The organism is Cystobacter fuscus, assembly GCF_044360685.1.
In the GTDB taxonomy this organism is placed as follows: Bacteria; Myxococcota; Myxococcia; order Myxococcales; family Myxococcaceae; genus Cystobacter; species Cystobacter fuscus_C.
Genome location: NZ_CP043491.1, coordinates 4,829,265 through 4,841,141 on the forward strand (window position 1 = coordinate 4,829,265; position 11,877 = coordinate 4,841,141).

5 protein-coding genes are annotated in these 11,877 nt (G+C 66.3%); all 5 read left to right on the forward strand.

Going from position 1 to position 11,877, the window contains the following annotated elements; all coding sequences use genetic code 11:
• Positions 1-109 precede the first annotated feature (109 nt).
• The 5 genes from F0U63_RS19880 to F0U63_RS19900 all read left to right on the forward strand — a co-directional run bounded on the left by F0U63_RS19880 (position 110) and on the right by F0U63_RS19900 (position 11,866).
• Positions 110-6,637 (forward strand): AAA family ATPase, encoded by a 6,528-nt coding sequence (locus F0U63_RS19880; protein ID WP_395847503.1) that lies wholly within the window; start codon positions 110-112, stop codon positions 6,635-6,637.
• A 173-nt stretch (positions 6,638-6,810) separates the two neighbouring features.
• Positions 6,811-7,425 carry an HD family hydrolase gene (locus tag F0U63_RS19885; RefSeq protein WP_395847504.1) on the forward strand — a complete coding sequence of 205 codons (615 nt, stop codon included), beginning with the start codon at positions 6,811-6,813 and terminating at the stop codon, positions 7,423-7,425.
• 161 nt (positions 7,426-7,586) lie between these two features.
• Positions 7,587-8,483, forward strand: a complete 897-nt coding sequence (locus tag F0U63_RS19890; RefSeq protein ID WP_395847505.1) for an RluA family pseudouridine synthase — start codon at positions 7,587-7,589, stop codon at positions 8,481-8,483.
• Between the two features lie 98 nt (positions 8,484-8,581).
• Positions 8,582-10,618 (forward strand): secreted glycosyl hydrolase, encoded by a 2,037-nt coding sequence (locus F0U63_RS19895; RefSeq protein ID WP_395847506.1) that lies wholly within the window; start codon positions 8,582-8,584, stop codon positions 10,616-10,618.
• 195 nt (positions 10,619-10,813) lie between these two features.
• Positions 10,814-11,866, forward strand: coding sequence for a serine hydrolase domain-containing protein (locus tag F0U63_RS19900; RefSeq protein ID WP_395847507.1), 1,053 nt, complete (start codon positions 10,814-10,816; stop codon positions 11,864-11,866).
• The last annotated feature ends 11 nt before the right edge of the window (positions 11,867-11,877 follow it).

Below are 11,877 nucleotides of genomic sequence, written 5' to 3' on the forward strand. Positions count from 1 at the left end.
CCCGGCGGTCTACCGCTTGAGCGCTGGCCGCGGCGACGCGGGAAGGGCGATGGCTCGCCCACCACCCTCGCGAGGCATGGTGCTCCGGGAGAGTGGTTAACGTCTGGGTATGCCTCTCGGTACGCCTGTCCTCCAGGGATACACCGTCACCGAAACGATCCGGGAAGGAGCCTCGACCGTCGTCTTCCGCGCGTTGCGGGAACAGGATGGGCGGCCGGTCATCCTCAAGATGCCCAGCACCGAGCACCCAGCCCTGCGAGACCTCGAGCGGCTGAGAAGTGAGTATGAGCTGGGGATGCGGGTAGGGGGCGCGGCGGCGGTGAAGCCGTATTCCCTGGAGCGCAGCCGGGACCGGCTGGTCCTGATCCTGGAAGACTTTGGCGGCCAGCCCCTCACGCACTTCCTCGGCGCCCCCATGGAACCCGGGCGCTTCCTCGAACTCGCCACCCGAATCACCCGGGCCCTCGCCGAGCTCCATCGGCACGGTGTCGCTCACAGGGACATCAAGCCCGGCAACATCCTCGTCCACCCCGAAACGGGAGAGGTGAAGCTCACGGACCTCGGAAGAGCCTCACTTCTCCCCCGAGAATACCAGGGACTGCAGAACCCCCAGCTCATCGAAGGCTCACTGCCCTACCTGTCTCCCGAGCAGACGGGACGGATGGCCCGGGCCGTCGACTATCGCAGCGACCTGTACTCGCTCGGTGTCACCTTCTTCGAGATGCTCACCGGCACCTTGCCCTTCCACGCCGAGGATCTCCTGGGCTGGATCCATTGCCACATCGCCCGGCCTCCACCGAGCCCCTCCGACATCATCCCCGCGGTTGCCGAGGTGCTCTCCCAGATCGTCCTCAAGCTGATGTCCAAGATGGCCGAGGAGCGCTACCAGAGCGCGCTCGGCCTGAAGTTCGACCTGGAGAGGTGCCTCGAGCAGTGGAAGGCGCACGGTTCCCTCGCGCCCTTTCCACTCGGTGCCCATGATGTCTCGGAGCGCTTCCAGATTCCGCAGAAGCTCTACGGACGCGAGAAGGAGGTCGCCGCGCTGTTGGATGCCTTCGAGCGGGTCGTCTCCAGCGGAGCCCCCGAGCTGATGCTCGTCTCGGGATACCCCGGCATCGGGAAGTCCTCGCTGGTCCGCGAGCTGTACGGGCCCCTCGTGAAGGCGAGGGGGCTCTTCCTCTCGGGCAAGTTCGATCAGTTCAAACGGGACGCCCCCTACGCCACGCTCTCCCAGGCCTTCCGTGAACTCGTGCAGCAGCTCCTCACCGAGGATGAAGAGCGGATCGCGGACTGGAGACAGCGGCTCCAGTCGGCCGTGGGGCTCGATGGGCAGCTCATCGTCGATGTCGTTCCCCAGATAGAGCTCATCATCGGCAGGCAGCCACCCATCCAGCAGCTGCCGCTGCTCGAGGCGCAGCACCGCTTCCATCGGGTCTTCCAGAAGTTCCTGGGAGTGTTCACCCGGAGCGAGCACCCGTTGGCCCTTTTCCTGGATGACCTCCAGTGGGCCGATGCCGCCAGCCTCCAGTTGCTCCAACACCTCATCACCCACCCGGGGACCCGGCACCTCCTGGTGATTGGCGCCTACCGGGACAACGAGGTCAGTCCCTCCCACCCCTTGATGCTGACCTCGAGCGAAATCCGCGAGACGGGGGTGGTCGTGAACGAGCTCGTCCTCTCGCCGCTCTCCCTCGAGCACCTCAATCTGCTCGTCGCCGACACCCTGCATCAGGAGCCATCCCATACCTACCCGCTGACCCGGCTCATCCAGGAGAAGACACAGGGAAACCCCTTCTTCGTCACCCAATTCCTGACGATGCTCTATCAGGAGGGCCTGGTGGAGCTGGAGCGGGCGGCGGCGGCGTGGCGGTGGGACATCGATCGGATCCGCGCCAAGAGCTATACGGACAACGTCGTCGAGCTGATGGTGGCGAGGCTGAAGCGCCTCCCGGTGACAACCCAGAACGTGCTGATGCTCGCCGCCAGTATTGGCGACCGCATCGAGGCGCGGCTGCTCGCGGTGATTCGCGGTCAAGCGGAGGAGGAGCTCCACCGGGAGATGTGGGAAGCCGTCCGGGAAGGGCTGATGCTGCGCATGGGGGATTCCTATCGATTCCTTCACGACCGGGTCCAGCAGGCGGCTTATTCGCTCATCCCCGAGGACCAACGAAGCGCGGCGCACCTGCGAAATGGCCGCCTGCTGCTGGCCCAGCTCCCACCGGCGGAAGTCGAAGAGAGGATCTTCGACGTGGTGAACCAGCTCGACCGCGGTGTCTCCGGCGTCGTCTCGCCCGAGGAGAAGGAGCGGCTCGCGGGGCTCAACCTCCTGGCCGGAAGAAAGGCCAAGGCGTCCACCGCCTACCGCTCCGCCCTCAAGTATCTGTCCGCCGGCGTGGCGCTGCTCTCCGGGCGCTGCTGGGAAGCGCAGTACGCGCTGGCGTATGCGTTGCACGAGGAGTTGGCGGAGTGCGAGTTCTTGAGTGGCGGCATCGAAGAGGCGGAGCGGCTGCTCACCGGGGTCCTCGAACGGGCCAGGACGCGGGCCGACAAGGCCACGGTCTATCGCGTCTTGATCGAACTGCATGTCACGAAAGCGGAGAACGCGAGGGCCGTCGACATTGCCCTGGAATGCCTCGCGCTCTTCGGCCTCCGCCTGTCTCCCCATCCGGACTGGAGCGAGGTCGAGGCGGAATACGAGCAGGTCTGGGCGAACCTGGGCGGCCGTCGCATCGAGGACCTCCTCGGTCTGCCCCTCACGACGGACCCCGAGGTACAGACCACCATGAGGGTGCTGTCGACCTTGTTCGCCCCGGCCTACTTCACGGACCACAACCTGTACTACCTCCACCTCTGCCACATGGTGAATATCAGCCTTCACCATGGCACCACCGACGCCACGCCCCACGGCTACGTCCAGTTCGGCCTCATGCTGGGCTCCGCCTTCCACCGCTACCAGGACGGCTACCGCTTCGGAAGGCTGGCCTGCGACCTCGTCGACACACAGCACTTCCTCGCATACAAAGCCAAGGTCAATCTCGCCATGGCGATCATTTCCCACTGGAGCCGTCCGCTCCGAGAGGATCTCGGCTATATCCAGAGAGCGTTTCAGACGGCCACCGAGACGGGTGACATCTCCATCGCCTGTTATTGCTGCGAGAATTTCATCGCGGCGGAACTCTCCCAGGGAGTTCCCCTGAGCGAGGTCTACCGCGAGACCGAGGAGAAGCTGGACTACGTGCGCAAGGCCAGGTTCCAGGACCTCGACGAAACCATCGTCAACATTCAATGCTTCATCCAGAACATGCGAGGACTCACCCAGGGCTTCTCGACCTTCACGGATGAGAGCTTCGACCAGGAGGAATCCGAGGTCCGGCGGACAGAGAACCGGCTGAGCATGAGGGTCTGCCTGTACCACATCCTCAAGCTCCAGGCCTGCTTCATGTCAGGCGATGACGAGGAGGCGCTCGTGGCGGCGTCCCGGGCGAAGAAGTTCCTGTGGACAGCCCTCGGACTCATCCAGGTTCACGATTATCACTTCTACGCCGCGCTCACCCTGGCCGCCCGCCATGACAAGGCTCCTCCCGATGAACGTGCGCGCTGTCTGGAGACGCTCGCCACCCACCAGCGGCAGCTCCAGGCGTGGGCGGCGAACTGTCCGGAGAACTTCTCCAACACCCATGCCCTGGTGTCGGCGGAGAGCGCCCGCCTCCTTGGCCGGGACCTGGAGGCCATGCGCCTGTACGAGGACGCAATCCGCTCGGCACGGGACAATGGCTTCATCCAGAACGAGGGCCTCTCCTACGAGCTGGCCGCCCGGTTCTACCTCCAGCGGGGATACGAGGACTTCGCCCACACCTATCTGAGCAAGGCCCGAGCCTGCTACGAAAGCTGGGGAGCCGACGGGAAGGTCCGGCAGCTCGACGAGCGCTACCCGGATCTGCTGGGGCGGCCAGCGCTCCCCATCACCGCCACGGTCGTGGCGCACCCGGAGCAGTTGGATCTGCTCTCGGTGATGAAGGCCTCGCAGGCCATCTCCGGTGAAATCGTGCTGGAGCGGCTCCTGGAGACCCTGATGCGCATCCTCCTCGAGCAGGCGGGTGCCCAGAGGGGCTTGCTGATGCTGCGCCGGGGAGAGGACCTGTCCATCAGCGCCGAGGCGCGGCTCGACACGGAGGAGGTCGTGGTCCGGCTCTTCCCTCCGGAGCCCTCGGCCCAGGCGCCGCCCCAAGCCGTCATCAACTATGTGAAGCGGACCCGGGAGCGAGTCATCCTGGGGGACTCGTCCACCCCGGGGCTGTTCGGCGCGGACGGCTCCGGCGCTTCGCGGTTGCCTCGCTCCGCGCTGTGCCTGCCCATCTTGAGGCAGGGAGAGCTGGTGGCGCTCCTGTACCTGGAGAACAACCTGGCGAGCAATGCCTTCTCCGCGGACCGGATGGCGACGCTCGATCTGCTGGCCGCCCAGGCCGCCATCTCCCTGGAGAATGCCCGGCTCTATTCCGATGTGCAGGAGGAGAGCAGGGAGCGCGAGCGGGCGGAGGCAGCCGCCTCGGAGCGGGCAGCGGCGTTGGCCCGCTCGGAGCAGGCGCTCCACGCCGAGAGACAACTCCTCCAGTCCATCCTCACGAACATGGGAGAAGGAGTGGTGGTCGCGGACGAGCACGGACAGTTCGTGCTCTTCAACCCGGCGGCGGAACAGGTCCTGGGAATCGGTGTGACCGACACGCCCCTCGGACAATGGTCGGAGCACTACGGCTTCTACCTGCACGACCAGGTCACTCTCCATCCCTCCGCGGAGCTGCCGCTCGCCCGGGCCATCCGGGGCGAGGCCGTGGACAGGGTGGAGCTCTTCATGCGCCACTCCACGAAGCCGGAGGGGACGTGGCTGCTCGTGAGCGCCCGCCCGCTCAAGGACGACCAGGGCACCCCACGAGGCGGGGTCGCCGTCGTCAGTGACGTGACCGACATCAAGGAGGCGGAGGAGACACTGCGCAGAAGCCAGCACCAGCTCCAGTCGATCATCGACAACACTCCCGCGCTCGTCTCCATCAAGGACACCCAGGGACGCTTCCTCCTGGTCAACCGGCGATTCGAGAGCCTCCTCGGAATCAAGCCGGAACGGCTCATTGGCAAGCGCGACGGCGAGGTCTTTCCGAAGGAGCGGGCGGCGCAGTCCCGCGCCCATGATCTCGAGGTGCTCGAAGCGGGCAGGCCGCTGGAATGGGAGGAGGTGGTGAACCAGGGCGATGGCCCGCATACGTACCTCTCCGTCAAGTTTCCCCTCGCGGCCGAGGCCCCCCACGCGATCTGCACCATCGCCACGGACATCACCGAGCGGAAGCGGATGGAAGTGGCGGAGCGTTTCCTGGCCGAGGCCAGCAGGGAGTTGGTGGCCTCGCTCGACTACGAAACCACCTTCCAGCGCCTCGCCAGTCTCGTGGTGCCCCAGCTGGCGGAGCTGTGCATCGTCTTCGCGCTCCACGAGAGCGGGCAACGCCGGCCGATGGCGGTGGCCGATGTCCTCCCAGCTCGAGCCGAGTGCGTGCGCGAGTTCCTCCATCACCATCCACTGGATGCCAACGCTTCGACCGGCCCTCACCAGGTGATCTGCTCTGGCCAGCCGGAGGCCTTCCCGGGAAGGTCCGGGCTCCTGGGGCAGCCCATTCCAGAGGAGACGCGGTGGAACGCACTCAAGGCACTGGAGGGGAAACCCTCCATCTGCGTGCCGCTCTGGGCGAGGGGGCGCTGCCTCGGCGTGCTGTCGCTGCTCTCCACGCGGTCGAGCCGGGTCTATGGCCCGGCCGACCTGGCCCTGGCGGAGGAACTGGGACGCCGAGCGGCCTTCGCCATCGACAATGCCCTGCTCTATCGCAAAGCCCAGGAGTCCATTCGCGTGAGGGATGAATTCCTGTCGATCGCCTCGCACGAACTCAAGACCCCCCTCACCTCCATGAAGCTGCGCGCCCGGCAGGTGGAACTCGCCCTCGCCCATCATCCCCTGGAGCCACAGCTCGGCAGCAAGGTGTCGAGCATGCTCGCCACCTTCAGTGATCAGATGAAGCGGTTGGGGCAACTGGTCGATCAACTCCTCGACGTCTCCCGTATCAACACCGGGCGGCTCGAGCTGCACGTGGAAGAGACAGACCTCGCCGCCGTCGCGCGAGAGGTCGCGGAGCGACTCGCCGAGCAGATCGAGAATGCCGGTTGCACGCTCGAGCTGGAGCTCGAGCTACCGGTGGTTGGAGAGTGGGACAGGCTTCGCCTCGAGCAGGTGGTGATGAACCTGCTGACCAATGCCATGAAGTACGGAGCGCAGCGCCCCATCCGGATGAAGGTATGGAGCGAGGAAGACAAGGCGCTGCTGCGGGTCGAAGATCGCGGGCTCGGGATTCCCAAGGAGGACCAGACGAGGATCTTCGAGGTTTTCGAACGCGCGGCCTCGCACAACTACGGTGGGTTCGGCCTCGGGCTCTTCATCGCGCGGCAGATCGTCCTGGCGCACGCTGGGCGAATCTGGCTGGAAAGCGAGCCTGGGGTGGGGACGACCTTCTTCGTCGAGTTCCCTCGAAGGGCCAGCGGGAGTCGACAAAGGCCGTTGCCGAAGGCGGCTGGTGGGCCCGAGCCGTTGACGACAGCGTGACCATCCCCTGACTGGGAGCCCCCTGTCTGGGGGGCTCGCCTGCGCGGGCGCGGTGGGGTTGGACGCCCAGGCGTTGCTCCCTGGCTCACCTGGAGCGCTTCCTGCGCGGGGAGGATCCGCTCTCCCCAGCGATAGTAGAGTGGGCAGCACAGCTAGCCTTTGGAGGCACGACGGTGGATGGAAAGCGGGTCGAGATTCACGGCGGCGACATGCAACGGATCGTCGAGTTCATTCTGGAGCTGGACAAGCTCAAGGGGGTGACACGCAAAACCCGTCCGCTTGGCCTCGAGCGCTACGAGAACTCCGCGGAGCACAGCTGGCAGATCGCGATGATGGCCACTTCTCTGGCGCACCATGCCGGGTGCGCCATCGATATCAACCGGGTGGTCGGCATGCTGCTGGTGCACGACATCGGAGAGATCGATACCGGGGACACCCTGGTGTACGCCGAGGGCGGCTGGGAGGAGCGCAAGGCGGCCGAGCTGGCGGCGGTGAAGCGGATTTTCGGGATGCTGCCGGAGCCGCAAGGTGCGGCGTTCCTGGCGCTGTGGCAGGAGTTCGATCAGGGTGACACGCCGGAGGCCCGGTTCGCCCATGCCGTGGACCGGGCCATGCCGGTCCTGCTGAACCTGGCCAACGCGGGTCAAAGCTGGCGCGAGAATGGCGTCAGCCATGAGCGCGTGGTCCGCCGTATCGCTCCGCCGATCAAGGCGGGCTGCCCGGCCCTGTGGGCGTATCTGGAAGTCCGGCTCGAGGAGGCCCGCCAGAAGGGCTGGTTCGGAGCCTGAGGCGGGGCTACAACGTCGGCCCAACCCCAGGGCCCGCCTCCACGGGGTTGCCCGGCGTGAAGGTATGCTACCCCTCCGCACCATGAGCGACATCACGCACGATCCGCGCGAGAAGCGTGTCCCCCGGGAGTTCTTCCCCCTCTTCGAGGGGGCGTAGCGGCATGGCACTCAACACGGGCTATGCCTACCGCGAGCAGCTGGGCGCCCGGGCACGAGGACAGAGCACGCTCTCCTATCTGGTCGCCGCCTACCGGCACTCCCCGATGGAGGTGTGGCGGGAGCGGCTCTCCCGGGGCGAGGTCCTGTTGGATGACCTCCCCGCGACGGGCGAGGAGAGTCTGAAACCCGGCCAGTGGCTCGTCTGGAACCGGCCCCCCTGGGAGGAGAAGGAGACGCCGCGCGACTACTCGCTCGTGTACGAGGACGAGGCGATCCTGGCGGTCCTCAAGCCGGGCGGCCTGCCCACGGTGCCGGGTGGGGGCTTCCTCGTGAACACCCTGCTGCACCTCGTGAGGGAGCGCTTTCCAGAGGCGAGTCCCCTGCATCGGCTGGGACGTGGCACCTCGGGCCTGGTGCTCTTCGCGCGCACGCATGACGCGGCGGCGAAGCTGTCCCGCGCCTGGCGCGAGCACGAGGTGGAGAAGCGCTACCGGGCCCTGTCGAGTGGCGTGGCCGCCCAGGAGCACTACGACATCACGGCGCCCATTGGCGAGGCGGTGCATCCGGGCATGGGCATGGTCCCCATGGCGATGCCTGGTGGGAAGGCGTCGCGCAGCCAGGCGCGCGTGCTCCAGCGGCGCGCGGCGAGCACCCTCTTCGAGGTGGACATCCAGACGGGCCGCTCCCAGCAGATCCGCATCCATCTGGCCTTCATCGGGCATCCGCTCGAGGGAGATCCCGTCTACGCGGTGGGAGGCGTGCCGCGTGCCGAGCATCCGGGACTGCTCGGGGATAGCGGCTACCTGCTGCACGCGGAGCGGCTGTGCTTCGTGCATCCGCTCACGGGCGAGCGCCTGGAACTCCACGCCTCCATTCCGAGCGGACTCGAGGTGCGGTAGCGGGAGCTGGCCAAGAGCCCGGTCGCACGGCCAGGAGCCGCTGAAGGAGCAGTGTGTATACTTTGAAACTTCACGTCTCGAAGAGGAACCATCAAACGATGATTCGTCCGATCCTCATACCGCTCTGCGCGTGCCTTCTGCTCGCTGCTTGCCGCGACAGCCCTGACGACACTCCTGGCGAGGCCACCGTCCCCCGCGGCGCTACCGTTCCCTGGGACGAGTACGAGGCCGAGGCGGGCGTTTCCTCCGGTGGCGCCACGCTCGAGCAGACCACCAGTGGCCCGTGGCTGGAAGGCACGCCCTCCGGCGAGGCCTCGGGCCGCAAGGCGGTGACCCTGCATGGCCCCACCGACGCGGTCGCGTGGACGAGCCGCGTGAAGGCCAACTCCGTCCTGGTGCGCTACAGCGTGCCGGACGAGAAGGAGGCCCATCTGGATGTCTACGTGAACGACGCGAAGGTCGCCACGCTCACGGTGAACTCGGATTTCGCCTGGCTCTACACCGGCCCGAACAACACCGGGACGCACAATGCCTTGCCGCGCCAGCAGGTGGACGAACTCCCCCAGAACCCGAGCACCAGTGACGAGGGTTTTGGCCTGAAGCTGCCTTGGAACTCCGCGCACCACATCTACGACGAGGCGCACGTGTTGCTGGCGACCGACGGCGGGGCGACCATCAACGAGGGCGATGTGGTGAAGATCGTCTCGCCGGATGCCTCCGCGCAACTTCCCGTCACCATCGACTTCATGGACCTCGAGCTCGTGCCGGCGCCGCTCTCCGCCCCGGCGGACTATGTCGTCGTGAGCGAATTCACCGAAGCCGCGGTGGTGCGGGCCCTTCAGGACGCCGTGAATGGCGGCAAACCTGGCATCTTCCTCCCGCCTGGCGATTACGTGATGTCGCACGTGAACCCGGCGGTCCCCAAGGTCTACGTTCCCGCCGGCCTGACCGTCCAGGGCGCCGGCATGTGGTACACGCGCTTCGTACCGCCTCCCCCGCAGCAGGTGGGCTACAACTACGAGTTCGGGTTCCGTCTGAACGGCGACAACATCACCTTCCAGGACTTCGCCATCTTTGGCTCCTGGCGCAACCGGACGGCTCGCTACAACAAGGCCGCGGCCGATCTCGGCAACTGGCCGTGGGACAGCTATGACGGGATCGGGCGCGCCTTCGACCGCTACATGCACAACAACGCGGTCTTCAAGCGGCTGTGGATCGAGCGGATGATCGTGGGCGGCTGGGTCGAGGGCGGCAACAACCTGCTGTGGCAGGACAGCCGGTTCCGCAACACGCTGGCGGATGGCATCAACCTCTGCAACGGAACCACCAACTCGCGGATCGTGAACTGCACGGCGCGAAACAACGGCGACGATGCCTTCGCCATGTGGTCCGCCATCACCTGGGACAAGTCGCCCATTGGGGACACGCCCTGGGTTCACCAGCCCGAGGGTCCCGATCAGGGCAACGTCATCGAGCGGTGCACCGCGGGACTCATCTGGCGGGCGGCTGGCTTCGCGGTCTACGGCGGCCACGACAACGTGATCAAGGACTCGGTGGTCTACGACACCCTGCGCTACCCGGGCATCACCGTGGACAACGAGTTCGCGCCCCAACACGAGTTCTCCGGGCTCACCACCCTTCAGAACATGACGGTGGAGCGCTGCGGAGGCCGCATGTGGTGGGACGACGACGGAGTGCATGGAGACGAAACCACGCGGCGCAAGTGGGGCGCGGTCTGGTTGTTCGCCGCCAACCCGTACTCTCCGGCCGAGCCGTACTCCCCCATCCGCTTCCAGGGCATCCGGCTGAAAGACATCGACATCATCGACCCCGCTTATTACGGGGTCCTGGTTCAGACCACGCAGGGGCAGCGGATCGAGGACACCGAGTTCGACGGCATCCATATCGTCATGGACAAGTCAGGCGAGTCTGGCCTGGTGGCCAACGACTCGCACAAGGCACCTCCTGGACCGTTGAGCGGGAAGATCTCCACCACGGGTTCCATCACCCTCAAGAACTCGACCATCACCGGCTCCCGGGCGAACTCCGGAAACCTGTTCTCGAAGGATGAGGTCTCGACCGGGACGTTCTCGTTCAAGGACGGCGGCGGGAACAACTGGACGGGCGATCGGTAGTCTCGCGCCGCGGAGGGCGGATGCCGGGGTTGCCTTGCGAAGGCGGCCCTGTCCTCGCATGGTAGCGGCATGAGACTCGTCCACCGTGGCCTCTTGCCGCTCCTCTGTCTTTCCATTCTCGTCCCCGCGTGCGCGGCCCCATCCCGAGGGGCCGCCGCCCCGCCTGCCGAGAAACCCGCGTGGAGCGGAGAGGGGGTGGACGCCGCCGCGCTCCGGCTGATGAAGGAGGCGGGGCTCCCGGGCCTGGCCCTGGCGATCATCGAGAACGGGCAAGTGAGCTACGTGAAGGCCTACGGCCTCCGGGATGTGGAGAAGGCGGCTCCGCTGCGGACCGACACGGTGATGTACGGCGCGTCGCTGACCAAGGCCGCCTTCGCGTACATGGTCATGCAACTGGTCGACGAAGGACGTGTCGACCTGGATACCCCCATCGAGCGCTACCTGCGGAAACCCCTCCCGGAGTACTCGAAGTACGCCGACCTCGCCTCCGACGCGCGCTGGAAGCGGCTGACCCCACGCATGTTGCTGAGCCACACGCCCGGCTTTCCGAACTTCCGCTTCCTCAATCCGGACGGGAAGCTCGACTTCAAGTTCGACCCTGGCACGCGCTACGCGTACTCCGGCGAGGGCATCAACCTGTTGCAGTTCGTGCTCGAAGCCGGCCTGGGATTGGAGGTCGGCCAGGAGATGCAGCGCCGCGTCTTCGACCGCTTCGACATGAAGCGCACCAGCATGGTCTGGCGCGACGACTTCGCGGCCAACGTCTCCCAAGGCTACGACGAGGCGGGCAAGGTCGAGCCCCATGACCAGCGCGAGAGCGTGCGTGCCGCGGGCTCCATGGACACGACGGTCGAGGACTATGCCAAGTTCCTGGCGGGCTTCATGCGGGGCGAGGGCCTGTCCACCAAGGCACGGGCCGAGATGCTGCGGCCGCAGATCGCCATCTCCTCCGCCCACCAGTTTCCAACGCTGCTGACGGAGACCGATGAGCGAAACGAGGCCATTGCCTTGTCGGCCGGGCTCGGCGTGGTGTTGTTCAACGGGCGCGCCGGCCCCGCCTTCTTCAAGGGAGGCCATGACGAATGGACGGACAACTTCGCCCTCTGCCTCGAACGAGAGAGGCGCTGTGTGTTGTTGCTGGCCAACAGCGTGAAGGGTCCCGCCGTGTTCCCGTCGCTGGTGGACGTCATCCTGGGCGAGACGGGGATGCCCTGGCGCTGGGATTACAATCCACCGCCCGTGGAGTGAGTCCCCCGGCG

What these genes read in the sequence shown, in the direction of transcription:
- F0U63_RS19880 (WP_395847503.1), top strand. Translation starts at nt 110, where the DNA reads ATGCCTCTCGGTACGCCTGTCCTCCAGGGATACACCGTCACCGAAACG.
- F0U63_RS19890 (WP_395847505.1), top strand. Translation starts at nt 7,587, where the DNA reads ATGGCACTCAACACGGGCTATGCCTACCGCGAGCAGCTGGGCGCCCGG.
- F0U63_RS19895 (WP_395847506.1), top strand. Translation starts at nt 8,582, where the DNA reads ATGATTCGTCCGATCCTCATACCGCTCTGCGCGTGCCTTCTGCTCGCT.